Genomic DNA, 26,021 nt, shown 5'->3' with positions numbered 1-26,021 from the left:
GTCTGAATGCCAAACCTTAGGGGTCTCACTAGAATAAAATTAGGAAAATACAATACATGTCAATGTTTAATATCGTTCGTAAAGAATTCCAATTCGGTCAACATCAAGTCGTTTTAGAAACGGGTCGCGTTGCACGTCAAGCAAACACAGTTTTAATCACTATGGGTGGCGTAACTGTTTTAGTTGCAGTTGTTGCTCAACCTAAAGCAAAAGCGGGTCAAGACTTTTTCCCGTTAACAGTTAACTATCAAGAAAAACAATATGCAGCTGGTCGTATCCCTGGCGGTTACGGTAAGCGTGAAGGCCGTGCTTCTGAAGCTGAAACGTTAATTTCACGTCTTATTGACCGTCCAATTCGTCCGTTGTTCCCAGAAGGTTACTTCAACGAAATTCAAGTAACAGCAACTGTTGTTTCTTCTGACAAAACTATGGATGCTGACATTGCAGCAATGCTTGGTACATCAGCAGCATTGTCTATTGCTGGTACTCCTTTCCGTGGCCCAATTGGTGGCGCACGTGTTGGTTTAATCAACGGTGAATATGTTCTTAACCCGAACTTCGAACAGTTGAAAGAAAGTGACCTTGACCTTGTGGTTGCAGGTACAGAATCTGCTGTATTAATGGTTGAATCTGAAGCGAAAGAACTTTCAGAAGACCAAATGCTTGGTGCTGTGCTTTTCGGTCATGACGAAATGCAAATTGCAATTCAAGCGATTAAAGAATTTGCTGCCGCTGCTGGTGCTGTTGAATCAACTTGGGTTGCTCCAACTAAAAACGAAGCACTTCTTGAGCAATTAAAAGCAGCTTTCGAAGCTAAAATTTCTGAAGCATATACAATTGCGGTTAAACAAGACCGTTATGCAGCACTTGATGCACTTTATGCAGAAGCTGTAGCTCAGTTCGTTCCAGAAAATGACGAAACTGGTATTGCTGATGAAGTAAACGAATTATTCGAAGACCTTAAATACCGTACAGTACGTGACAACATCTTGTCAGGTAAGCCACGTATTGATGGTCGTGATACAAAAACTGTTCGTGGTATCGATGTTCAAGTTGGCGTATTAGACCGTGCACACGGTTCTGCATTATTTACACGTGGTGAAACTCAGGCGTTGGTAACAACAACTTTGGGTAATACACGTGATGCGTTAATGGTTGATACCCTTGCTGGTACTAAAACTGATAACTTCATGTTGCACTATAACTTCCCTGCATACTCTGTAGGTGAAACGGGCCGTGAATCTGGTCCTAAGCGTCGTGAAATTGGTCACGGTCGTTTAGCGCGTCGTGGTGTTCAAGCAGTTCTTCCTGCTGCTGACCGCTTCCCGTACGTGATCCGTATTGTATCTGACATTACTGAATCTAACGGTTCATCTTCAATGGCTTCTGTATGTGGTGCTTCATTATCACTTATGGATGCAGGTGTTCCACTTAAAGCTCCAGTTGCTGGTATTGCAATGGGCTTAGTGAAAGAAGGCGAGCGTTTCGCAGTACTTTCTGACATCTTGGGTGATGAAGATCACTTAGGTGATATGGACTTTAAAGTAGCAGGTTCTGCAAACGGTATTACTGCACTTCAAATGGACATCAAGATTGAAGGTATTACCGAAGAAATCATGGAAGTTGCATTAAACCAAGCATTTGCTGGTCGTATGCACATCCTCAATGAAATGAATAAAGTCATTTCACGTGCTCGTGCTGAAATCAGTGCTCATGCACCGACGTTTGAAGTAATTAACATTAACCCAGACAAGATCCGTGACGTTATTGGTAAAGGCGGCGCGACTATCCGTCAAATTACCGAAGAAACTAAAGCTGCAATTGACATTGAAGACAACGGTACAGTACGCGTATTTGGTGAAACTAAAGCTGCTGCTAAAGCTGCAATTGCTAAGATTCAAGCCATTACTGCTGAAGTTGAACCAGGTAAAATCTATGACGGTAAAGTAATCCGTATTGTAGAATTCGGTGCGTTTGTAAACATCATGCCGGGTACTGATGGTCTTCTTCATATTTCGCAAATTTCAAATGAACGTATTGCGAACGTAACTGATGTTCTTAAAGAAGGTCAGGAAGTGAAAGTACAAGTTGCTGATGTTGATAATCGTGGTCGTATCAAATTGACTATGAAAGACATTGAACAAGCATAATTGTTCTAGTGACATGAAAAAGTCCGCTTGATGCGGACTTTTTTTATGGCATGATGCAAGTAATACAAAAACAGATCATTGTGGTATGCAGGTTTATTACTTTTATCGCCATCAAGCTGACGGCTATGTCTTTTTAAGCCGTGAACAGCATAGTGAACATGTTCTGGAGTTTTTCTGGATTGATAGTGTCAGAACGGATGTGGTGAACCATAACGAAGAATGGCAACAAAAGATTCAACAGCTTTCAGGCGTGGTGATTAATGAATTTCATATGCGGGATATTGCCAATATTGAACATCCCTGTGCATTTGATACCCTTGAAGAATATGACCTGCTCATTTTTAAAAAGCTGGTTACACCTGATGATGAAATTAAACATGCTGAATCCCAAGATAGTGTTTTTGGATTAGCGACGACACCCATCAGTTTTATTTTGACGCCTGATGTACTGATTAGCGTGCGTGAGCAGGGCAATAAGTCGATTGAAAACTACATTCAACGTCTCGAAAATATTTTATGTAAAACTTTAGAAGAGCAAAATAAGACCCGTAAACTGCCAAATTCACCAGTCGATTTATCGTTGCGACTTTTAAATAGTATGGTAGATGGCTATCTTGATATTCGCTCACCATTGACCAGAAGGGTTGAGCATTGGCAGCAACAATTACTGCAGGGAAATCGCCGTTTCAAACAATGGCACCAACTATTCCATGAAAATATGGCCTTTCAACAGGTTGAAAATTTATGCGAAGAGCAAATCGAAACCTTACAAGAATTCCGAGATGAAATTGTAGAAAATTACCATCATGTAGTTGGTAGTCATATTCGTAATTCTCAAGATATTTTATTGGTCCGATTAAATGATTTGATGAGTCATGTTGAGCGTATCCAAAAACATACTTTGCGGTTACGCAGCGCAATTCAATCAGCAATTGATTTGCATTTTTCAGCGATTGCAAACCAGACCAATGAAAACATGCGGATTTTGGCAATTATCACCGCAGTTTTTGCACCGCTTACCCTTTTAACAGGTATTTATGGAATGAACTTTGAGTTTATTCCTGGTCTTAAATCGCCAGTTGGTTTCTGGATAATGTTAGGAGTGATGCTATTGAGCACGATTTTGCTTTTGTACTATTTTTATCGACAACATCTAGTTGGGCGTGGTGAAAAAAGTGTGATTGATTTATTGGCTCAACAGCATCGTCAAAATCGGATGAATTTGTTTTGGTTTTTGGAATATGAACCGATTAAGCAGACTTTGAAGGAAGTGGAGAAGATTACTCGGTTAAAATAATTTTTATTTTTATTGAATTTTTTCCAAAATTTGCTCGAGCTAATCATCATCCACAACCTGAGCGAGAAAAAGCAAACCTCGTTTGCTTCGAGCGCAAGACAAACGAAGTGCGTAGCCTGTGTTCAAATATAAATTTGACCTTAGTACGCACTTCAATATCTCTGGTTTTGGCCTTGCGTAGCTTCGCTACTCATGCCAAAACAAAAGTAACGTAATTAGCTGATGGAATAGACAATGAGTGCCGGTAGGACTCCGTCGTGACTATCTAATCTAATGAAAATGCTTCAACTGTTTTCTAAGTTGTTGTACTTCATCAATCAAATCTAACATTACCGCAACTGCTGCTAAACTTGCATCAAAGTCACGTTGCAGACGATAAGCTTTACGAGCACGTGCGACGTCTTCGCCCATAAACTGATGTGCTTCAGGTTTATTTTCGACTGATAAAATATCATATTCAATGAGCTGAAGAATCCAGTCAGGACTTTGACCACAAGCTTGCGCAAATTGTTGTAAGTCAAATGTAGATTGTTCATCAACGACCTCTGCACTAAAGGTATGGCCGTCATATACAATTTCTCGATAGTGAATGGTTGTCATGATCTTGCTCCCTAATGAGATGAACGAGGTTCGAATGAAGCAAAGGCTTCTGCCAATTGCTGATACGCTTCTTTTTCTTTTTCAGAGTTTGCAGGGGGGAATACAATATTTAAAATTAAATACAGATGCCCTGGCGTTTTATTTGGTATCCCTTTGTCTTTTAAACGTAGCTGTTGTCCTTGTTTTGCATTTTTAGGTAAATTGACATTTAAAGACCCTGCTGGTGTTTTTACTTCAATACCTTGGCCTAATGCTGCTTCCCATGGAGCTACATCTACAGTCAAATACACATCACTGCCTTCGACATGAACACGGTCTGTATCTTTATACTGGATTTCAATATAAAGATCGCCGTTCGCACCACCGTTAATCCCACTTTGGCCTTGTCCAGTTAAGCGGATTTGCTGACCTTCTTTCATACCTTTTGGTATTTTGACTTGAAGTGTTTTACGCTGAACTTCAGGCTCGCCATAAGCATTCATGGTTGGGATTTGCAGGGTAATCTGTTGGGTTGATCCGTGATAGGCAATATCAAGATCAACCTCTATGCTGGCATGTTGATCTTCACCGCGATAACTACGTTGTTGTCTTTGATATTGTTGTTGCCCACCGCCAAAGCCTGCACCAAAGCGGCCAAATAAATCTTCAAAGCCGCTAAAGTCTGCTTGCTCACCACCTGTAAAGCCTTGACGATAAAACTGTGCTCCATCAAAGCCTCCTTGTGCAGCACCTTGACCAAAATTATTAAAACCTTGAGGGTGATCTAACATCTGGTCATATTCGGCTTTTTTATCTGCATTACTTAATGTGTCGTAGGCAACATTAATCGCTTGCATCTTTTCTTCTGCATCTTTTTCTTTGCTGATGTCTGGATGATATTTACGGGCTAATTTTCGATAAGCTTTTTTAATTTCATCAGCAGAGGCTTTGCGTGTAACCCCTAATTCTTCATAATAATTTTTTGCCATAATGTTTTATCACGATGGTGTTGTTTATTTCATTATGAAACGATTTTTAGAGGTTTCAATAAGCTAGATTGTATAAGAGTTGTTCTATTACGAAATGAAATTAATAGGAATAGGTATAGACAAATTAGACCATACCTCTAATGAATTAGATAAAGCTCTGATACAAGCCATAAAGGGCAATCAGTAAAAGTAATAAACCACATAGACCTAATATTTTGGGATATAAATGACTGCTAGAAAGGCGGCGGAAAAAGATATAAACCAAAGATAAAGTGAGGAAGTCTAAAGCAATCCATGTCAAAGTAAGTATGGTTAAACTTAAATTTAACTGAGGGGTAATAGAGACGAATTGCGGAAAGAAAGCCGAGAAAAAAATAATATCTTTAGGGTTTGAAATACCCACGAGAAAGCCTTTTTTAAAGCCACCATTTTGTGCTGAAACTGTTTGTATCGCTTCAGGGTGAGGTGCCTGAATCACTTCTTTGAGAATACTAAAACCTAAATAACCAATATATAGACAGCCTAAAATCCGTATAATATTGAGATAACTATCATTAACACTCAGCACTCCCTTTAATACGAGTACTGAAATAAAAATTAAAATAAGCGAGGCTAAGTTCGTACCAAAAATTGTTTCAAGTGCTTTTTTATAGCCTCCTTTGAGCCCAGCGCTTGCAACTAAAATCATGACAGGACCAGGGGTCGCAATCATAATAACTACGCTAAAAATAAAGAGAAAATAATCAAAATAATTCATGGTATTTAGGCATCTTATTTATTGGGTTATAAAGTAGCCTTATATTATCCTATTTAAAATAACATGTTGAAAATTATCATCAAAAAATACAGCTAAATAAAAAGGCGGTATAACCGCCTTTTTATAAAATTAAAATATTAACTTAAATGTTCACCAAATAATGCTAAAGCTTCTTCAGCGGTAAATGTGTATTGCGTATTACAGAACTGACAGTCCATACGAATCGGATTCTGTTCTTCTAGGGTTTCATGAACAGCATCTACACCAATTTGAATCAGCGCATTTGCACAACGTTCTTTTGAACATGTACAACCAAATTTTAATGCTTCAATTTCTGGTAAACGAACTTCTTCTTCGTTATATAAACGATATAAGATTTCGTTGGCATCTAAATTGGTAAGCTCTTCAGCTTTTAATGTTTCAGTTAACATCGTCAAACGTGGCCATAAATCTTCATCGACCAAGTTTTGCTCTTCTTCATCATGACGTGGTAAGAGTTGAATCAGTAAACCACCAGAACGTTTATCTGTACTTGCCAACACAATGCGAGTTGGAATTTGTGCAGACAAATCGTAATACTGCATCAAGCAACCCGCTAAAGTCACTTGATCAAGCGGCACGATCCCTTGATAACGTTCGCCAAACTCCGGTTCAATATTAATAAATAAAACTGGGTTAACGAGAGCGCCAAGAACTGTGCTGCTGTCTGTTGCTTCAGCAAAGCGAGGGTCGGTTTCATAGTCCGCTAGAGCACGAACCTCTCCTAAATGGTTACATTCAGCCATCGCCCATTTGAAGGTGCCGCTAGCCTGGATTTGCAAGCTGATACGGCCTTTGATTTTTAGTGTACTTGCAAGTAATGCAGTCGCACTCAACATTTCACCTAGCAGAATTTTAACCGCAGGCATATAGTCACGTTGAGCTAAGATAGTTTGTAGGGCTTCTTCTAGATGAACTACTTCTCCACGTACTGGAAAGTTCTCTATATAAAAGCGTTGGCGTAAATCAGACATAATATTCTCCAGGGCCCTAAGCAGAGTATAACTATTTCGTTTTAATCAAGCTCAGGAAATGCAGCGAAGCCGCAAGCCGGACAGGGGCAGCTTTGTGCCCATTGTCCAATTATTTAGGCAATGTGAATAAGTCCTTAATATAGCCATTTTCTGAAATCTCAAGTTATTCTAGATGATCTCTTGTAATGTCGATGCGATTTGGTTGTAAATGACGCTTTAAATTAACATCATGTTTTGATGTAGCTTGTTGCTGTGCATCACTTTCAAACAAATGTTCAAGCTCGGCTAAGGCATTACGATGTGTTTCAAAAATCTTCTGTTCATCAGTATAAATACTTTGCTGCTGTATGAGCAATTTCTCATCATAATCCCGAAAGATTTCGATATTGTTATAGGCTTGTTCATCAGAGATACCGAGTTCTCGCAAGGCACGATAAGCCATTCCTAATGAAGATAAATACGTCTCACGCCAAATATATTCAACACCTAAGTCTCTTAAAAGATGGACATGATGGCGGTCACGCGCGCGAGCCAATAGCTTTAAGTGGGGATAATTTAATCTGAGATGACGCGCGACATTCATTGAATCTTCAACATCATCAATCGCTAAAATAAATACTTTGGCTTTTTCAATACCCGCAGAACGCAGTAAATCTGGCTGGGTCACATCGCCATAATAGAGCTTACCGCCGTATCGACGAACGAAGTCCACTTGCTGAAGATTGTTATCGATTGCAGTAAAACCTAAATGTTGTAGACGGGCAATACGCGCGATAATTTGTCCAAATCGTCCAAAACCAGCAATGATAATCGGGTTATCCTGCTGAGGAATCTCATCATACTCAGGTGGACGTTCTTTATTAAATAGAGGAATGACCTGAGTTGCCATAATCCAGTAAATCACTGGGGTAAGGACCATCGACAACGTTACAATAAGGGTCACTGGCTCTAATAGAGCCTGAGTTAAAATCTTCTCACTTTTTGCAAGACTCAAAATGACAAAAGCAAATTCACCACCTTGAGCTAAACAAGTCCCAAGAAGCAGACTATTGTTCCAACTGTATTTTTTATAGCGAGCAATCGCAGTCAATATCAGCGTTTTGATGAGTAATAAACCGACTGCGCCACCAATAATAAGCAAAGGCATATCAATCAGTAGTGACAGCTGGGTGGTCATACCCACGGTCATAAAGAATAAGCCAAGCAATAAACCTTTAAACGGTGCAATACTTGCTTCAACTTCGTGACGGAACTCTGAATCTGCTAATAATACGCCTGTGAGGAAAGCGCCTAATGTGGTGCTAATTCCTAATGTATCCATCAGCAAGACAACAGCAAGAATAATAAATAATCCTACTGCTGTAATAAGTTCAGTCGCTCCACTTTTAGCAACAAAGCGAAAGAAGGGACGCATTACATAGCGGCTAAACAGAAACAGGCCAGTAAAGGTTGCAATAATAGCTGCAAAATAAGCGACGCCGTGATGGGTTGATTCTGTTCCTGCCAAGAGTGGAATGATGGCAAGTAAGGGAATAGCTGCTATATCTTGAAAGAGTAAAATGGAAAAAGACTGCTGACCATAAGTCGTATTGAGTTGCTGTTTTTCAGTCAGAAGCTGTAATACAAAAGCGGTAGAAGACAGCGCAAGGGCAAAACCAATCACAAAGCTGACAGAAAGCTGCTGTTGAAACAGTAATAGTATGATCAACATAAGAATGCCCCCACTAATGAGGACTTGCAGACTTCCCATCACAAAAATAGAGTCACGCATTTCCCACAAACGTTGTGGGCGTAACTCTAAGCCGATTAAGAACATCAATAAGATAACACCGAATTCGGCAAGTTCCATAATCGCTTCAGGGTCATGTGCAATATTTAAAACACTAGGACCCAGAAGTATTCCTGTAAATAAATAACCTAAAACTGTTGCTATCCCTAGGCGTTTGCCAAGAGGGACTAAAATCAGAGAAGCTCCAAGAAAAATTGTTGCTTGCAGTAGGAATGACATTCATTGCCTCGAATGTATTAGTCTCTTTTAAGTTTAAAGCCAAAAAGGCTTCTTCACACCATGATATTCAAATCATCTAATTAAATTCTTGCGGATCAACATCAATTGATAGTCTGAGTTGATGCTGACGCGGTGCATGAACCAATTGTGACCACCATTGTCTTAAGTAAAAATGTAGGCGAGCACGGTCAGCAGATAAAATTACCATGTGGGCGCGATAGCGTCCTGCTTTACGCTCCATAGGGGCTGGAATCGGCCCCCAAATATCAACAATGTCACCTGCAATTTGGCGTAATTGTTCCGCCGCTTCATTTAAGAAATGTAAGGTATAGTCGCGATCTTTGGACTCTGCACGTATCAGTACGGCATAACGATAAGGCGGCAGCAATGCGACTTTACGTTCTGCAAGCGTCTGTTTGGCAACCGCCCGATAATCTTTTTCAATGAGAGTCGTTAGTAAAGGGTGATCGGGTCTTAGGGTTTGTAAATAAACATGGCCTTTATGTTCGCCACGGCCTGCACGTCCAGCGACTTGTACAATTAACTGCGCAGTACGTTCTGGCGCACGAATATCGACACTCAGTAAGCCCGCATCAATATCTAAAATAGCAACTAAGGTGACGTGTGGAAAATGATGGCCTTTTGCCAACATTTGAGTGCCGAGCAAAATTGTTGGTTTGTTTTGATGAATACGGTCATAGATTTTTTGCCAGCTACCCACACGACTTGTGCTGTCACGGTCAACCCGAATCACTTCATGTTCGGGAAATAATTCTTGTAAGTGTTCTTCGACCTTAGCTGTCCCTGCTCCTAGGGTTTTTAAACTCTTTTGCTGACATTCAGGGCAATGGTCCGGCAAGCGATGAACGGTACCACAGTGGTGGCAATGTAAATAAGAATAAGGCTGAGTATGCAAAGTAAAATGCGCGTCACAATGTGGACAATTTGCTTGCCAGCCACAGCTTTCACACACCAGTACAGGTGCATAGCCACGACGGTTTAAAAAGATTAAAACCTGTTCTTTTCTAGCTAATGTATTTTTAATCTGTTCGATTAAAGGTTGGCTAATGCCATGCTGTTTCTTGACAATTTTAAGGTCAATCAAATGCATTTTAGGTAAAAGCGCATGGCCTGCACGTTGGTTAAGTTGCAGTGAAGTTAATTTGCCAGTTTCGACCAAATAATAACTATCGATGCTCGGTGTTGCTGAACCTAAAATAACAGGGCAGTTTTGCAAGTGACCTCGATAAAGTGCGACATCACGTGCATGGTAGCGGAAGCCTTCTTGCTGTTTATAAGACAAGTCATGTTCTTCATCTAAAATGATTAAGCCTAAACGCGGTAGTGGCGTATAGATCGCAGAGCGTGTCCCTAAAATAATAGAGGCTTTACCAGTTTGTGCCTGTTGCCATGCTTGTAAACGTTTAGAGTCATTTAAGCCAGAGTGCAATAGAGCAATATCACAATTAAAACGAGACTTAAACCGAGAAATGGTTTGAGGGGTTAAACCAATTTCAGGAACCAAAACCAATACTTGCTTACCTTGCTTTAGCACTTCGTGCATGATGTGCAGATAAACTTCAGTTTTACCACTTCCAGTTAAACCATCTAACAAGAAGGCTTGGTACTGATGCTGCGCGTTTATGACGTGCTGGGTTGCCTTCTTTTGGTCTTCATTGAGTGTGAGTGGTATTTGTGCCAATTGAACAGGTGCGGGGCTAAAGTCATGCGGTTCAAGTGTGCAGTCTACCAGTCCTTTCTTTTGAAGCGCTTTAAGAGTGGCTGTTTCTACACCACTTAAATTGAGAATATTTTCTGTAGTTCCAGCAGGGTGTAATTTTAAAATCTGATAAGCATCTTGTTGCTTTACTGAGCGTTTAAGAAGTGCTTCAACATTGTCACATGGCGTGATTTTCCAAAGATGAAACAAAACATCCATCGGTTTGCCCTGACGCAATAATGCAGGTAGGGCGGTTTGCATGACCTCACCAATTGGAAATTGGTAATACTGGGCTGACCATGTCAATAAACTTAAAACTTGTTCATCTAAAATAGGTTCATCATCTAAAAGTTCAGAAATGGCTTTAAGTTGAAAGGTGCCTGTAAATGGTTCATTTGGGTTCACTTTTTCAGTAATGATACCAATCAGGTTTTGACGTCCAAATGAAATAGCGACGCGTGAGCCTACGCGGGCCCGTTCATATTGTGCTTGGGTGAGTGTATAGTCAAAAGTGTCGTACAGATGCACAGGTACGGCTACACGCACACGATAAACAACTGAATCAGGTTTTGGCGTTATGGTCATAGAGGCTCATTTCGTCAATTTTAAAAAACGGCATAGCGTCGTGAAGAGGACTTGGGTATTCTACACAGGCTATAGAACGAATATGAATGATTGCGTAGCATAGATGCAACAGCAGCGACTATTATTTTTGGAAAATTAGAACATTACCATGCCTGCATATCAATTTACTGCCATTGATGCTTCAGGGAAGCAGCAAAAAGGAGTGCTTGAGGGAGACTCAGCGCGCCAGATTCGCCAACAATTACGCGATAAAGCATGGACTCCCATTAGTGTCGATCCTGTTGAACAAAAAGATAAACATCAGAGTCAGGGGTTATTCCAAAAAAAGTTTAGTGCTTATGATTTGGCGCTCATGACCAGACAACTTTCCGTTTTGGTTGCAGCTGCTATTCCACTTGAGGAAGCTCTACGTGCCGTGAGTAGGCAAAGCGAAAAAACACATGTACAAAATCTTTTATTATCTGTGCGTTCTCGAGTCTTAGAAGGCCATTCACTCGCACAAGGTATGCAACAATCTGGACGGTTTCCAGACCTTTATATTGCAACAGTTGCTGCGGGAGAGCGTTCGGGGCATTTAGATCTCATTTTAGATCAGCTCTCGGATTACACCGAAAACCGCTTTGCCATGCAAAAGAAAGTTCAAGGCGCCATGATTTATCCCGTCATTTTAATGCTGATGTCTTTTGGTATTGTGATGGGCTTAATGACTTATGTGGTGCCAGAGATTGTAAAAACTTTTGATCAAAATAAAGATGCTCTCCCGTGGATTACAGTCGCTTTAATGAAAGCCAGCGATTTTATTCGACATGCGTGGGTGTTTATTATTCTTTTTGCAGTGGTGGGTGTTATCGCATTCGTTCGGTTTTTAAAAACCACTGCTGGACATTATGCTTTTGATCGATTAACACTCAAATTGCCATTATTCGGTAAACTGTCACGTGGTATTAATGCTGCACGCTTTGCTAGTACCTTATCTATTTTGACCCGTTCAGGTGTCCCTTTGGTCGATGCCTTAAAAATCGGTGCAGCAGTAACCAATAACTGGGTTATCCGTGATTCAATTGCCCACGCGGCTGAGCGTGTGACAGAGGGTGGTAACTTAGGTACACAGCTTGAGCGCAGTGGTTATTTCCCACCAATGATGGTACAAATGATTCGAAGTGGTGAGGCATCAGGCGAACTGGACCGTATGTTAGAACGAGCATCGACCATGCAAGACCGTGAGGTGACGACTTTTATTTCCACCTTACTGGCATTACTTGAACCGCTTATGCTGGTTTTAATGGCAAGCATTGTACTGGTTATTGTAATCGCGGTTATGCTGCCAATCGTAAATATGAACAATATGATTTAATAACTTTGATATTAGAGATAATGATGAAAGTACAACCTATGCAACGCAAACGAAATAAAAACTCAGGATTTACCCTCATTGAAGTCATGGTCGTGATTGTAATTTTAGGCGTGTTAGCCGCTTTAATCGTACCAAATGTCATGGGGCGTAGTGAAAAAGCTAAAATTGATACGACTCAAATTGCATTAAAGGGTGTGGCGGGTGCTTTAGATCAGTACAAGCTTGATAATGGCCATTTCCCAACTATGCAAGAAGGTGGGCTAGATGCTTTGGTGAATCAGCCTGCTACAGCGAAAAACTGGATGCCGGGTGGGTATGTAAAAGGTGGTTATCCTAAAGACAGCTGGAAAAATGATATTCAATATGTCATTCCTGGGGCAGATGGGCGAGCTTTTGATTTGTACTCATTTGGAGCAGATGGCAAAGAAGGTGGTGAGGGTAATGATGCAGATATTTATTACCAACCTTAATTAAAATGTAATGGAGATTATCAATTCAGTTAAACAGTTAAAATGATAATACGAATTGATAATCTCTCTCAATCATAAAAATATAATAACTAATTGAAAATTATAGACTAAAATTAATATTAATATTTGAGATTTATAATAAGAATTATTCCCATATTTAATAGTTACAAGAAAGTTAAAATGTAGAGAAAAATAAGCTATATATTTAAATAAAAGCTTTGCATAATAAATAAAAAGCACTTTATTCAATTAAAAGGAGAGATTAAATGAAAGCATTTCTCATATTAGATGAACTGACTCAGTTTCATTGGGTAATGCTCAAGTCTGTCCTATTGATTTTGGGTTTATTGCCGATTGCTGAAGTTTCATTAAAGTTATGGATGAGTACCGAGGGAAGTAGTCAAATCATGATTGGCTTCTTTGCATTAAGTATTGTGAGCGCATGGTTAATGGTGAGCTTCTTTACCGCATTAAAAGCGAGTGTCTGGCAAGCTAAACAAATATCTACTCAATATGAGCAATTACTTTTTAAAGCTTACCGTTATGTACCCATGGTCTTTTTATCGAGTTTAGTTGCTTATTTATCTTTGCAGTTATCGATCGCTTTTTAATAAAATTTTAAAACTAAATTTTTAAATAAAACGTAGACTAAACATCTACGTTTTATTTTTAACTGGACTTAAAAACAGGGTGTTTCTTCATTTGTACATATTATATGCTTCAAATCAGTAATTTAAGAAGATGAGAAAAACTAAATGGAACAAATCGAGTGGAATGATTTTTTAAAAGTAGAGCTTCGCGTTGGTAAAATTATTCAAGCTGAGGTTTTTGAAAAGGCGCGTAAACCTGCCTATATTTTGCATGTAGATTTTGGTGAAGAATTGGGTATACGTAAATCGAGTGCTCAGATTACCAAGCTCTATCAGCCACAAGATTTGGTGGGTAAATTAGTTGTTGCCGTAGTGAATTTCCCTAAAAAACAAATCGGACCTATCCAGTCGGAATGTTTAGTGACAGGGTTTCATAATGCAGATGGTGATGTAGCACTTTGTATCCCAGAGTTTGAAGTGCCTCTGGGTACAAAGTTATTGTGATTTAGCGGCGGGATTTAAAAGAAACGTCAACTTTACGTGGACGATATACCCAGCCTAGAACGAGCAGTAATACTGCAAATCCTAACACTGGATAATCACCTAAACGGTTATAAAGCGTTTGACCTTGCATAGCAGGTAAGTCACCTCTTAAGACAAACTCTTTATCGATTGGTGCTTGTTCAGTGATATGACCATTTTGATCAATAAACGCTGTTACACCAGTGTTGGTTGCACGAATAAACCAACGGCCATTTTCTTTCGCGCGCATTTGCACCATTTGCAAATGTTGCCATGGGCCCGCAGTACCCGTGAACCAAGCATCATTTGAGACAGTAACTAAGAAGTCACTGTCTTCTGCATTACGTCTTGTTAGGTTCGGATAAGCCACTTCATAACAAATTGCAGCAGCAAGTGCATGCCCTTTAATTAAGAGGGGTTTCTGGTCACTCTCACCACGTGTAAAACCGCTCATGCTAATATCATTTTGCATGGCTGGTAATACCCAAGAGAGTAAACCTGAAAGAGGAATATATTCACCAAATGGAACAAGACGCTGCTTTTTATAGAGTCCACTTGATTCACTGCCAGAAGCCATAATACTGTTGTAATACAGCGGGCTACCAACTTGATGTGATTTTTCGAAATCCCAATAAGGAATGCCAGTTACCCAAGCTGTATGGTTCTTTTTCGCTTGTGCATCCATTGCATCCAAAAATGGTTCAATATCAGTTTGGAAAAGCGGAATTGATGATTCAGGCCATACAATTAAGTCACGACCCCATTCAGATTGAGTTAAACCAGCATAAATTTCTAATGTTCTAACTTGATATTCGGTTAGCCATTTTAAATCTTGTGGAATGTTACCTTGAATAAGCGAAACGCTAAGCGGCTTGGCATCTTTAGGTTTTACAAACTGTATATATGATGCTCCCCATGCACCTAAAACTAACAGGGCAGAAGGGATAATCCAGAAAACACGCTTGCGTAGAACTTCAACTAAAGCACATGCTAATACAATGACCACGAAGGAAATTGCATAAATACCAAATAGCGGTGCATAACCATCGAGTAAACGCTCGGTAAAAGCATAACCTACAAACAGCCATGGGAAACCTGTAAACACCCAAGTTTTTGCCCATTCGAAAACAATCCAAAGTGGCGCAAAAGTCAGTGGTGTTTCAGGGAAAAATCGTCGGTAAACCCAGGTCTGAAATGCCGTAAATAAGCCCATCACAAGGGCCATAACAGCAATCATACACACGCTTAGAAAAGCGTTAGTATCCCCATATACATGGATCGAAGTATAGAGCCAGAAAGCGCCTACAAACCATAAGCCAAAGCCATAGCTCCAACCAATAGCAAAGGCTTGTTTAGCTGAGCGCTTATGTAGTGTTGCATAGAGTAGGGCCGGAGATAAAATTGCCAACCACCACCAATAATAAGGTGCCAGTGAAAAACTGAATACGGCACCTGAAAATAAAGCAATGAGTAAAGGAAAAATTAAAGGAAGCTGTTTTTGTTGTTGCGAAGAATCTAACAGCTTTTCAAAGTATGCTCTCATTGACGTACAGCTCGAATCAGATGGATAGTGCGGGCATCTGCTTCAACGATTGTAAATAACCAATTTCCAAGCTCAACAGTTTGACCTTGTAAATCACTTACCAGACCAATCTCTTGAAGCAATAAACCGCCGACAGTTTCTACTTCATCGTCAGAAAAATCAGCATCTAAAACAGTATTGAAATGTTCGATTGGTGTAAGTGCTTGCACCATCCATGCATTTGCTACCGTATGGTCATTGTCAGGAACAATGTACTGAGCATCTTCATCAACCGTGTCGTGCTCATCTTCAATTTCGCCAACGATCTCTTCAAGAATATCTTCAAGCGTAACAAGACCTGCTGTTGAGCCATATTCATCAATCACAATCGCAATGTGAGTTTGAGTATGTTTCAACATACGTAAGACCTGATCGGAACGTGCACTTTCAGGAACAAATAAAGGTTGGCGCATAAGAACTCGAATATCAACTTTGGTATTCGGCTCAGTTAGAAACGGCAACAAATCTTTTGCGAGCAAAATCCCGACAACATTGTCAGGCTGATCGGCAGAGAAGACTGGAAAGCGTGAGTGAGCAGACTCAACCAGTACATCAAGAATATCAAGTAATTGATCATCTTCTTGCAAACTGATCATTGCTGTTCGTGGCGTCATGACTTCACGAATTTTTGTAGCTGGAAGGTCAAGAACGCCTTCAAGCATAGCAACGGTATCTGGTTCTAAAAAGCGGCGTGAATTTTGGACTAATTTTAATAATTCATCACGGGTTTCTGGCGCTGTACCTAACCATTTTCGTAAGCCTCGCATTCCCCACGACGGACTTGGTTCCTCTTGCATGATCTTTCCTAAAGACTCAATGTATCAAATGAATACACAGATCATACCGAAGAAAAGATGCTTATGCATCTATAAAACAAGCTAAAAGACAAAACGTATATTGTTATGTAAAAGCCAGTTACAGTTAACAGCTCAGTAATTTGTTTATGCTAAAATGTGAAAATTCTATTTGTTCGAGTTTGTTATGTCAGAGCAACCCATTTCACCTACTGTACAACTCAATACGCGTGGATTACGTTGTCCGGAACCTGTGATGATGTTGCATCAAGCCATCCGCAAATCTAAATCTGGGGATGTGGTTGAAGTGTTTGCAACAGATAATTCGACTTCGTGGGATATTCCTAAATTTTGTATGCATTTAGGCCATGAGTTGCTTTTGCAAGAAGAACGCTTAGATGAAAACGGTCATAAAGAATTTCATTACTTAGTAAAGAAAGGGTAAGGTTTTCTAGATTAAAAAAGCCCCGAATAATCGGGGCTTTTTACTATTACATATTAGGATATGAGACACGACTAGCAAAGCAACGCTTTGCCGTGTCGCAAGGAATTACATATTAGGATAATTCGGACCACCACCACCTTCAGGCGTTACCCATGTGATGTTCTGAGATGGGTCTTTAATATCACAAGTCTTACAGTGAACACAGTTCGCTGCGTTAATCTGGAAACGTTTAGAGCCATCATCATTTTCCATGATTTCGTAAACACCAGCAGGACAATAGCGCTGTGCAGGCTCATCCCATTTCGGTAAGTTTACATTCACTGGAATTGAAGGATCTGTAAGCTTCAAGTGAGCTGGCTGGTTTTCTTCATGTACAGTGTTTGAGATAAACACAGAAGATAAACGGTCAAATGTAAGCTTGCCATCTGGTTTTGGATAGTTTGGCTTAAAGCTGGTTGCATCAACAGTTTTCAATGCAGCGAAGTCTTGCTTCAAGTCATGTAAAGTGAATGGTACTTTAAAGACATTCTGGTCGATAAAGTTAAATGCACCACCCATCCATTGACCAAATTTATGCATTGCTGGGCCAAAGTTACGAGAGTTATAAAGCTCTTCTTTTAACCAGCTGTTGTTAAATTTTTCAGTGTATGAAGTCAATTCTTTAACGAATAAATCTTCGCCTTCAGTAACACGTGCAATCGCAAGGTCACCGCCTTTTTCTACACCGGCAGCAATGGCTTCAAATACAGCTTCACCACATAACATGCCTGATTTCATGGCAGTGTGTGAGCCTTTGATTTTTGCAAAGTTTAAGAAACCTGCATCATCACCAATTAAGCATCCACCTGGGAAAGTTAGTTTAGGCAATGAGTTGAAACCGCCTTTCACTACCGCACGTGCGCCGTAAGAAATACGCTTACCACCTTCTAAATACTGTTTAATCAGTGGGTGAGTTTTCCAGCGCTGCATTTCCATAAATGGATACATGTGTGGATTTTCATAAGATAAGTCCACGATCATACCCAAAGTCACTTGGTTGTTTTCAGCGTGATATAACCACCAACCACCAGAAGAAGCTGTTTCCGCTAAAGGCCAGCCTGCACCGTGCATCACTAAGCCCGGCTTATGTTTTGCTGGATCAATTTCCCAAAGCTCTTTAATCCCGATACCGTAATGTTGAGGATCAGCATCTTTATCAAGGTTGTATTTCGCAATCAGGCGTTTACCTAAGTGACCACGGCAACCTTCAGCAAAGAGGGTATATTTAGCGTGAAGTTCATAACCTGGGGTAAAGTTATGCGTTGGTTCGCCATCTTTACCAACACCCATGTCGCCAGTTTGAATCCCTTTTACAGTACCGTCTTCATGGTAAAGCACTTCAGATGCAGCAAAGCCAGGGAAGATCGAAACTTCTAGCTCTTCAGCTTTTTGACCTAACCAACGAACCACGTTACCTAACGAGATAACGTAGTTACCGTCGTTGTGCATGGTTTTAGGAACCATCCAGTGTGGTACTTCTTTTGATGTGGTGTCTGAAAGTAAGAAGAATGTTTTGTCTTCAGTTACAGGGACATTAAGAGGCGCGCCTTCATCTTTCCAGTTCGGGAAAAGTTCATTGATGGCACGTGGCTCAAGCACAGCACCAGACAAGATATGCGCACCTACTTCAGAGCCTTTTTCAACTACACAAACAGAAAGATCGGGTAAGTTTTTTTCAATCGCTAATTGACGGATCTTAATCGCAGCAGATAGACCTGCAGGTCCTGCACCTACGATGACAACGTCAAACTCCATCGATTCACGTTCGATGTGTTCCATGTAGGACTCCTCAATACTTAAAGGTGGCAACCGTCATATTCAGAAAATTCGGTGCTGCCGTGAGTGTTTTAATCCATAGGCGCAAATATGCTATTGTGCCTTTTATCGTTTGGGCTAGTATAGTTTTAAACCATGATCTAGCCAATTGGCTGAGTCGTAACATTTTTTCGTCAGCAAGGCATAAACTATGGTAAATCAAAATAATTCACCATCGGATATGGGAAAAATACCGTTATCTGATGATAAAAACTTAATGAACATTGCACAATACTTAAAAGGTGTACAGCAAAGTCACAAAAGGTCAATTCCACCTTTAGAGCAGTGGCATCCAAAGCATTGCGGCAAAATGGATTTGACGGTGAAATCCAATGGAGAATGGTGGCACGAAGGTCAATTAATCAAGCGCCAAGCTCTATTAGATCTGTTTACCAAAGTCCTATGGAAAGAAGAGGGTAAATTCTACCTGAAAACCCCTGTAGAACAAATTGAAATCGAAGTTGAAGACGAACCTTTATTAGTCAATCAGGCAGATCAGGTCGAAATTTCAGGTGAGCAGTTTTTACAACTGACCACTACCAATCAAGATGTGATTTTAGTTGATGCAGAACATCCAATTTTTATGCGGGAATATGCAGGGGAGTTACGTCCTTATGTGCATGTGCGTTTTGGAATTAATGCGCTGATTCAACGTCAGGCTTTCTATCATTTGGTGAACTATGGAACACTGATTGAAAACGATAAAGGTGAAACCATTTTAGAGCTAAAAAGTGGTAATTTGCTCTTGCAATTAGGCACTTGAGGTTTAAGCTTTAGGGAGTGAAATTTTCTGACACTTCAGTACAGCTATGACCGCCATACAACCTTTATTTTCCGAGCTAGAACCTATGCCTAAAGCATCAGCAGATGCCCCAATTGGTATTTTTGATTCGGGAATTGGAGGAATGTCAGTTGCAGCAGAAATTGCCAAATATTTGCCAAACGAACGTATTGTGTATTATGCCGATACGGCCTATGTTCCTTATGGCCCACGCTCTGATGAGGAAATCAGGGAACTCACGGCTCGAGCAGTCGATTGGCTATATCGTCAAGGCTGTAAAATTGCAGTCGTAGCCTGCAATACAGCTTCCGCTTTTAGTCTTGATCATTTACGTGAGCATTATGGAGAACACTTTCCAATTGTGGGATTGGTTCCAGCATTAAAACCTGCTGTATTACAGACACGTTCTAAAGTGGTTGCCGTGTTGGCGACACCTGCAACTTTTCGGGGCCAACTCATTAAAGATGTGGTCGAGAAGTTTGCTGTTCCGGCAGGTGTTAAAGTGATGACTTTAACCAGCCTTGAACTTGTTCCTTGTGTCGAGGCAGGTCAGCAAATGGGTGAGACATGTTTAAAGGCATTAAAAGAAGTTTTACAGCCTGCTGCTGAGCAAGGTGCCGACTATTTAGTGCTCGGTTGCACGCATTATCCTTTCTTAAATCAAGCAATTCATCATCTTTTTGATAACCAATTCACACTGGTTGATTCTGGGTTGGCAGTTGCCCGACAAACAGCCCGTATTTTAATAAAAAATGAGTTATTATGTGACCAAATAGGTCAGAATGTTGCACGTATTGAATGTTATGTCAGCGGTAATAATGCTGAGGCACTGCAACCTGTTTTACAACATATGATTCCACAAGAGTTAACTTGGACACTTCATAATCTGAACTGATCGTTTAGCATCATTTAGAAAATAGTGTTTTTTAGATTTATTATTTTATTTGGGGCGGTTCATGATCTTGGCTGTTATTAAGTCACGGACAGGTCATGGGGCGAAAGGGTATTGTTATGCTCGATACACGCTATCAGATTTTTATTTCAACATCCGGCCGCGACATGCAGCCAGAGCGGATGGTTTTGTCTCAAACCTTGGTCGGGATGGGTTTCTTTGCTTGGGGACTGGAACATCGAACACCCCTCACCACTACACTTGCACGTCGACAAATTGATGAATGTGATTATGTAATCCTGCTTTTAGGAAGTCAGTATGGAGAACAGTCGATTTCTGGGGTGAGTTATTTATCTTTAGAATATGAATATGCATTAAGTCAGGCTAAACCCATTATTGTGTTGATGCATGAGCAACCTGAAAGTCGTGAAATACATTTACAAGAAACCCATCCACAGCTTAAAGATAAATTTCTCGCATTTAGAAAAAAGTTATTACTTGATGCGAATCATATTTTTTACTTTAAAAGCCTTCGTGACTTAGAGCTAGCTGTCCGTTTAAATATGCCTTTACTGATTGAACAACATATGGGGCAAGGTTGGATTCCTGCTCATCAAGCTCAACACTTAGAAGATGAAATTAAGCTATTAAAAAGTAAAATTTTGCAGTTAGAGCAACAGTTGGTAGAGTCATCAGCTCAAGTCAATGAAGTTGCTCCTCAAGATGTTTTTGCATTTGAATATCAAATTCAAGCATTTCAGGATGGCAACTTTAAAGAGCTTAAACGACAGAGGCAAATGACGTGGTCTCAGTTACTAAGCATATTGGCAAAGCAGTTTGAAACACCGATGCCAGAAGAGAGCTTTGGAACTTGTCTCAATGAATATCTCAATCATGCTGGGCTAGAAGATGCTCGTCAGGAGCTACCAAGGGCACATGCTGTTGCCTGTGCTCAGATTAACCATAAGGCATTGTTCCGGATTAAAAAGCAAATGCGATCGCAAGGCTGGATTGTTCCAACTCAAACTGAACAATCCTATAACTTATGGAAAGTTACAGCTAGAGCTCAAAAGATATTACTTAGCTATAAATGGAGCCATCGGGGTACTCGATTAAAAGCTTAGAGCGATTCAATTTATATATAACAATAAAAGCTGTTACATTAATGTCATAAGATGAACTGAAAGGCATTTACACATGTCGTTTGAACAAAAACCGAAAGTTACTGTCATTTTAGCGAATTTAGGTACACCGGATGAGGCGACTGTGCCTGCGGTGCGCCGTTTTTTAAAGCAGTTTTTATCTGATTCACGCGTGATTGAAATACCAAAATTTATTTGGTGGATTATTTTAAATCTGTTTGTTTTACCTTTTCGACCAAAAAGAGTAGCGCATGCCTATGCTTCGGTATGGTCAGCAGACTCGCCAATGCGTGAAATTGTGTTTGAACAAACCAAACGTGTGCAGGCTTATTTACAGCAAGAAAATAATCAGTTTGATTTAACCGTGATACCAGCAATGACCTATGGTAATCCGGGTATTGATGCAGTATTAGAAAAACTGGCGTCTAACCCGCAAGAGCATGTCATTCTATTGCCTTTGTTTCCTCAATATTCTGCAACTTCTACAGCGCCGTTATACGATGCGTTTGCGAAGTGGATTCCGGCCCAGCGAAACTTGCCGGGTCTAACGATTATTAAAGACTATTATCAGCATCCCATGTTTATTCAGGCATTGGCAGAAAGTGTTTTAGCTTACCAAGAGCAACATGGGAAACCTGAAAAACTGTTGATGTCATTTCATGGTATTCCACAGCCTTATGCAGATAAAGGCGACCCTTATGCAGACCGTTGTCGTATTACAGCAAAGCTGGTGGCCGAAGCCTTACATTTAAAAGATGATGAATGGGCAATTAGTTTCCAGTCACGTTTTGGAAAACAAGAATGGGTGAAACCTTATACAGACCAGCTTTTACAAGATTGGGCGAAGCAGGGTGTTCAGTCTGTTCAGGTTTTAAGTCCTGCTTTTTCAGCTGACTGTTTAGAAACACTTGAAGAATTGGCTATTCAAAATGCTGAGTTGTTTCAACAAGCTGGCGGTGGTAGCTATGCTTATATTCCTGCTTTAAATAGCGAGCAAGCTCATATTGATTTGCTTGCAGGGTTAGTTCAGGCTAATCTTGATGCCCTTACTTATACCTTAGCCCACCGTTAATTGCGTTTTAGCCAGAGGTTCTTATGCTGCAAGTCAAAATTGTTCCAGTTACTGCATTTGCCCAAAACTGTTCCCTTGTTTGGGACAGTGAAACCAAAGAAGCAGTTTTGATTGATGCGGGTGGTGACGCTTCGGTTTTGAAAGAAGAAGTAGAAGCCTTAGGTTTAAAAGTGAAAGCTCTTTGGCTCACTCACGGACATTTAGATCATGCTGGAGCGGTAGGAGAGCTTGCTAAAGAATGGAATGTTCCGGTTATTGGGCCGCATAAAGAAGATCAGTTCTGGCTAGATATGATTCAAGAAGTTTCAGCACGTTATGGCTTTCCAATTCCACAGCCAGTAAAAGTCGATCAATGGCTTGAAGGCGGTGAAGTGCTAAAACTGGGTGAAGATGAGTTTGAGGTGCGTTTTGCGCCGGGTCATACACCAGGACATGTCATTTTTTATAATAAAAACCATGGTTTACTTTGGACAGGTGATGTCCTGTTTAAAGGCTCGATTGGAAGAACAGACTTCCCGCGTGGAAACCATGAACAACTGATTGAATCGATTAAACGTGAATGTTTTAGTTTGCCAGATGATACTCAGTTTATTTCAGGACATGGTCCGATGAGTACCATTGGCTATGAAAAACAATTTAACCCATTTGTCGCGGGCAAAGCAGGTTAATCCTCGTAATCATCTTCATTTTGACTACCCTTGTCATGCTGAGGCGCATCTTGGGTAGTCAGTTTATATTCATCGTTTGCCCACGCCCCTAAATCAATTAATTTACAGCGCTCTGAACAAAACGGACGAAATTCATTACCTTCCCAAACACTTGGTTCACCACAACGTGGGCAGGGGAATGTACGTGGCATAAAGCAATATCCTCAAAGTGAAGAGAAATAGATTAGGCAAAAGTCAGGTGACTTGTTAGACTTATGCCGATTTTTATTTAGTTTGATGTGATTATGCAGATTCGTCAATTTCAAGCACAACGTATGCAAGCGCCTCGCGATTTTACCCCAATTGAAAATACCCCGATTTGTGTAGAAATTGGAGCAGGCAAGGGTAAACATGCTTTGCTTTTTAGCGGGCAACAGCCACAGCACACGTTGTATGCAATTGAACGAACCCGAGAAAAATTCTTGGCAATGCAAAAACAGCATGGTCTGGAACCAAGAGATAACTTAATCCCTGTGCATGCAGATGCTTTACCATGGGTGGTACATGCTTTGTACCCCGCGCAAGTAGAGCATTTCTTTATTCTCTATCCAAATCCAGAACCGCATAATCCAGCACAGCGCTGGTTGAATATGCCATTTTTTGAGTTCTTAATCTCACGCTTGCAAACAGGTGGAACCATTACTCTGGCAAGTAATATTCCTGAATATATTGAAGAAGCAGAACAACAGTTAATTAATGTTTGGAACCTGCCTTATCAAAAAGAAAAAATTGCTCAAACATCTGCACGTACTCATTTTGAAATTAAATATTTAGAACGTGGCGAGCTTTGTCAGCAGCTCATTATGACCAAGCCTGAAGGTTATAAAACTCGATTTGATGCGTTTGCACCACTGCAAGGGCAAACACATGGCGAATAAGCGGGTTGCCATTATCGGTGCTGGTCCGGCTGGTTTAATGGCAGCTGAGGTGCTCAGCCAATTTGCTTATGATATTGACGTGTATGAGCAAAAACCTTCAGCAGCACGTAAGTTTCTAATGGCAGGTAAAACAGGGCTAAATATCTCGCATGCTGAACCTTTAGCGCAATTTATTGAACGTTATGATCGTGCAGAATGGCTCAAACCTTGGGTTGAAAAATGGGATGCAGTCTGGATTCAAAGCTGGATGAAAAATCTGGGAATAGAATCCTACGTTGGCACCTCAGGTCGCATTTTTCCTGTCGAAATGAAAGCGGCTCCTCTATTACGTGCTTGGCTAAAACGTTTGGCAGAACAGCAAGTTAAATTCTTTTATCGTCATCGTTGTATTAATTTACAAGGTACAACAGTAACTTTAGAAAGTCAGAATAATCAAAGCAGTGAGACTTTTACCCAGCAATACGATGCAGTGATATTGGCATGTGGGGCGGTGTCGTGGTCACAATTGGGTAGTGATGGCGCTTGGCAACAATGGATAGATCAATCCAATATTGAACCTTTTCAAGCGAGTAATGCAGGAGTATTGCACGCTTGGTCTACCTTTATGGAAAGCTGTTTTGGTGAGCCTTTAAAGCGTATCAATGCGTGGGTTGAACCCGGCCAAGTTACACATGGCGATATTGTGATTACTCACTATGGGTTAGAAAGTGGTGTTATTTATAAACTGGGACGTGTCTTACGAGAACAGCAAAAACAAGGGAAAAGCTTAAATCTGTTTTTAGATCTATTGCCTGATGTAGAGCTTTCACAGTTAATTAAAAAATTGCAGGCTAGCAAAAAACAATCGCTCACTAATATCTGGCGTAAAGCAGGCTTAGATACAGCTAAGATTAACTTAGTCAGAGAAGTAGTTGATAAAGCACTATGGAACCAACCCAATGTTATAGCTCAGCAAATCAAAGCACTTCAAATTAAGCTAGAAGGTTTTAGACCTATTGAGGAAGCGATTAGCTGTGCTGGTGGTGTTAAGCAGAATGCATTAACTGAAAACTTAGAGTTTAAACAAACCTCAGGGGTATTTTGCTGTGGCGAAATGCTGGATTGGGATGCTCCTACAGGCGGATATTTGCTTACAGCATGCTTTGCTACAGGGCGAGCGGCTGGTGAAGGCGTACATTCATTCCTAGAGAAATAACGGCTTGATTTGGTGCTATGTTTGATATGTGAAAAGTGGTAATTTTGAACAATCAATAAAAATAGGATTTACGAGATCATGTCTCAAGCATCACCAGTCTATCAGGGAAGTTGTTTATGTCAGGGTATTCGCTACGAGATTAAAGGCGATATCGGAGATATTATTCAATGTCACTGTCAACGCTGCCGAAAATCCAATGGAACAGCATTTGCCACGAATGCTCCTGTTAAAAGTACAGATTTTAAAATTACCCAAGGTGAAGACCTAGTCAAAAAATTTGCGGTGAATGGTGTGTACCGTTGGTTCTGTAGCGAGTGTGGTTCACCGCTTATTAGCTCGCGTGATGCGCAGCCTGAATTGTATCGTTTAAGAATTGGGACGCTTGATACACCGCTCAATCAAAAGCCGACAATGCATATTTTTGCTGCTTCTAAGGCAGAGTGGGAATGTATTCAGGATGATTTACCGCAATATGATGAACGCCCATGATTTTAAAAAGTATGTTTTAATCAAATTTTAGATGATTTAATATACTTAAAACGGGGAGATGGCATTCCTCCTCTGAAAAACCGCCGGATTGGCTAATGATGCCTACGTTACCCTCATGTAGTTATATCGCTGGGTACGTAGGTTATTGCGTACTCT

At 40.4% G+C, this 26,021-nt stretch carries 25 protein-coding genes and 1 riboswitch; of the genes, 15 read left to right on the top strand and 10 right to left on the bottom strand.

All coding sequences use genetic code 11. From position 1 onward, the window contains the following. The first annotated feature begins 62 nt into the window (after positions 1–62). Positions 63–2,150 carry a polyribonucleotide nucleotidyltransferase gene (gene pnp, locus F931_RS16380; RefSeq protein WP_171067952.1) on the top strand — a complete coding sequence of 696 codons (2,088 nt, stop codon included), beginning with the start codon at positions 63–65 and terminating at the stop codon, positions 2,148–2,150. A gap of 85 nt (positions 2,151–2,235) precedes the next feature. Next, positions 2,236–3,447, top strand: a complete 1,212-nt coding sequence (locus F931_RS16375; RefSeq protein ID WP_016142349.1) for a magnesium transporter CorA family protein — start codon at positions 2,236–2,238, stop codon at positions 3,445–3,447. Between the two features lie 270 nt (positions 3,448–3,717). On the opposite strand, the gene F931_RS16370 is transcribed toward F931_RS16375, so the two are convergent. The 6 genes from F931_RS16370 to priA form a co-directional block, all read right to left on the bottom strand. Beyond that, the gene (locus F931_RS16370) at positions 3,718–4,047 is read right to left on the bottom strand and encodes a chaperone modulator CbpM (RefSeq protein ID WP_016142348.1); all 330 of its coding nucleotides are present in this window, start codon (positions 4,045–4,047) and stop codon (positions 3,718–3,720) included. Between the two features lie 11 nt (positions 4,048–4,058). Continuing rightward, entirely contained in the window at positions 4,059–5,015 is a 957-nt protein-coding gene (gene cbpA, locus F931_RS16365) for a DnaJ C-terminal domain-containing protein (RefSeq protein WP_016142347.1), read from the bottom strand. A 145-nt stretch (positions 5,016–5,160) separates the two neighbouring features. Beyond that, positions 5,161–5,772, bottom strand: coding sequence for a LysE family translocator (locus tag F931_RS16360; RefSeq protein WP_016142346.1), 612 nt, complete (start codon positions 5,770–5,772; stop codon positions 5,161–5,163). 137 nt (positions 5,773–5,909) lie between these two features. Next, positions 5,910–6,785: an Hsp33 family molecular chaperone HslO gene (gene hslO / locus F931_RS16355; protein WP_016142345.1), complete on the bottom strand. Its 876-nt coding sequence runs from the start codon at positions 6,783–6,785 to the stop codon at positions 5,910–5,912. 163 nt (positions 6,786–6,948) lie between these two features. Continuing rightward, positions 6,949–8,793: a monovalent cation:proton antiporter-2 (CPA2) family protein gene (gene kefB / locus F931_RS16350; protein ID WP_016142344.1), complete on the bottom strand. Its 1,845-nt coding sequence runs from the start codon at positions 8,791–8,793 to the stop codon at positions 6,949–6,951. Between the two features lie 76 nt (positions 8,794–8,869). Continuing rightward, the gene (gene priA / locus F931_RS16345; RefSeq protein ID WP_016142343.1) at positions 8,870–11,098 is read right to left on the bottom strand and encodes a primosomal protein N'; all 2,229 of its coding nucleotides are present in this window, start codon (positions 11,096–11,098) and stop codon (positions 8,870–8,872) included. A gap of 148 nt (positions 11,099–11,246) precedes the next feature. On the opposite strand from priA, the gene gspF reads away from it, so the two are divergent. From gspF to csaA, 4 genes are all read left to right on the top strand, one after another. Further along, positions 11,247–12,452: a type II secretion system inner membrane protein GspF gene (gspF, locus tag F931_RS16340; protein ID WP_016142342.1), complete on the top strand. Its 1,206-nt coding sequence runs from the start codon at positions 11,247–11,249 to the stop codon at positions 12,450–12,452. A 20-nt stretch (positions 12,453–12,472) separates the two neighbouring features. Next, complete coding sequence (gene gspG, locus F931_RS16335; protein ID WP_171067922.1) at positions 12,473–12,922, top strand: type II secretion system major pseudopilin GspG; 450 nt, start codon at positions 12,473–12,475, stop codon at positions 12,920–12,922. Between the two features lie 266 nt (positions 12,923–13,188). Further along, positions 13,189–13,533, top strand: coding sequence for a hypothetical protein (locus tag F931_RS16330; protein ID WP_016142340.1), 345 nt, complete (start codon positions 13,189–13,191; stop codon positions 13,531–13,533). A gap of 144 nt (positions 13,534–13,677) precedes the next feature. Next, the gene (csaA, locus tag F931_RS16325; RefSeq protein WP_016142339.1) at positions 13,678–14,016 is read left to right on the top strand and encodes a tRNA-binding protein; all 339 of its coding nucleotides are present in this window, start codon (positions 13,678–13,680) and stop codon (positions 14,014–14,016) included. Between the two features lies 1 nt (position 14,017). On the opposite strand, the gene lnt is transcribed toward csaA, so the two are convergent. Both lnt and corC read right to left on the bottom strand, forming a co-directional pair. Beyond that, on the bottom strand, positions 14,018–15,577 hold the full coding sequence (lnt, locus tag F931_RS16320) for an apolipoprotein N-acyltransferase (protein WP_016142338.1): 1,560 nt from the start codon (positions 15,575–15,577) through the stop codon (positions 14,018–14,020). After that, a complete protein-coding gene (gene corC / locus F931_RS16315; protein WP_002114976.1) occupies positions 15,574–16,413 on the bottom strand; it encodes an HlyC/CorC family transporter in 840 nt (279 codons plus the stop codon). Before corC ends, lnt begins: the two co-directional genes overlap by 4 nt. Before the next feature lie 184 nt (positions 16,414–16,597). On the opposite strand from corC, the gene tusA reads away from it, so the two are divergent. After that, positions 16,598–16,855, top strand: a complete 258-nt coding sequence (gene tusA / locus F931_RS16310; protein ID WP_002053527.1) for a sulfurtransferase TusA — start codon at positions 16,598–16,600, stop codon at positions 16,853–16,855. A 105-nt stretch (positions 16,856–16,960) separates the two neighbouring features. Here tusA and etfD read toward each other — a convergent pair whose 3' ends face one another. Then, complete coding sequence (gene etfD, locus F931_RS16305; protein ID WP_016142337.1) at positions 16,961–18,673, bottom strand: electron transfer flavoprotein-ubiquinone oxidoreductase; 1,713 nt, start codon at positions 18,671–18,673, stop codon at positions 16,961–16,963. Positions 18,674–18,860: 187 nt separating this feature from the next. On the opposite strand from etfD, the gene F931_RS16300 reads away from it, so the two are divergent. The 5 genes from F931_RS16300 (at position 18,861) to ycbL (ending at position 23,264) form a co-directional block, all read left to right on the top strand. After that, positions 18,861–19,472 (top strand): DUF1285 domain-containing protein, encoded by a 612-nt coding sequence (locus F931_RS16300; RefSeq protein WP_002114653.1) that lies wholly within the window; start codon positions 18,861–18,863, stop codon positions 19,470–19,472. A 46-nt stretch (positions 19,473–19,518) separates the two neighbouring features. Further along, positions 19,519–20,385: a glutamate racemase gene (gene murI / locus F931_RS16295; RefSeq protein WP_025470392.1), complete on the top strand. Its 867-nt coding sequence runs from the start codon at positions 19,519–19,521 to the stop codon at positions 20,383–20,385. Positions 20,386–20,501: 116 nt separating this feature from the next. Further along, positions 20,502–21,506 carry a DUF4062 domain-containing protein gene (locus tag F931_RS16290; protein ID WP_025470391.1) on the top strand — a complete coding sequence of 335 codons (1,005 nt, stop codon included), beginning with the start codon at positions 20,502–20,504 and terminating at the stop codon, positions 21,504–21,506. Positions 21,507–21,579: 73 nt separating this feature from the next. Next, entirely contained in the window at positions 21,580–22,596 is a 1,017-nt protein-coding gene (hemH, locus tag F931_RS16285; protein WP_016142334.1) for a ferrochelatase, read from the top strand. 23 nt (positions 22,597–22,619) lie between these two features. Further along, positions 22,620–23,264 (top strand): MBL fold metallo-hydrolase, encoded by a 645-nt coding sequence (gene ycbL, locus F931_RS16280; protein ID WP_016142333.1) that lies wholly within the window; start codon positions 22,620–22,622, stop codon positions 23,262–23,264. Here the strand turns inward: ycbL and F931_RS16275 are convergent. Then, positions 23,261–23,455, bottom strand: coding sequence for a DNA gyrase inhibitor YacG (locus F931_RS16275; protein WP_016142332.1), 195 nt, complete (start codon positions 23,453–23,455; stop codon positions 23,261–23,263). The genes ycbL and F931_RS16275 overlap by 4 nt on opposite strands. Positions 23,456–23,542: 87 nt before the next feature. Here F931_RS16275 and F931_RS16270 point away from each other — a divergent pair, with 87 nt between their 5' ends. The 3 genes from F931_RS16270 to F931_RS16260 all read left to right on the top strand — a co-directional run bounded on the left by F931_RS16270 (position 23,543) and on the right by F931_RS16260 (position 25,865). Next, complete coding sequence (locus tag F931_RS16270; RefSeq protein WP_080649519.1) at positions 23,543–24,181, top strand: class I SAM-dependent methyltransferase; 639 nt, start codon at positions 23,543–23,545, stop codon at positions 24,179–24,181. Continuing rightward, complete coding sequence (locus F931_RS16265) at positions 24,171–25,376, top strand: TIGR03862 family flavoprotein (RefSeq protein WP_016142330.1); 1,206 nt, start codon at positions 24,171–24,173, stop codon at positions 25,374–25,376. The genes F931_RS16270 and F931_RS16265 overlap by 11 nt, the downstream gene beginning before the upstream one ends. A 78-nt stretch (positions 25,377–25,454) precedes the next feature. After that, on the top strand, positions 25,455–25,865 hold the full coding sequence (locus F931_RS16260; protein WP_016142329.1) for a GFA family protein: 411 nt from the start codon (positions 25,455–25,457) through the stop codon (positions 25,863–25,865). A 45-nt stretch (positions 25,866–25,910) separates the two neighbouring features. Then, positions 25,911–25,977, top strand: a riboswitch (Fluoride riboswitch). Positions 25,978–26,021: the final 44 nt, after the last annotated feature.

It is taken from the genome of Acinetobacter pittii ANC 4050, assembly GCF_000399685.1.
Lineage (GTDB): Bacteria > Pseudomonadota > Gammaproteobacteria > Pseudomonadales > Moraxellaceae > Acinetobacter > Acinetobacter pittii_E.
Note: the sequence above shows the minus strand (reverse complement) of the source record. Positions and strands in the feature narration are given on the sequence as shown.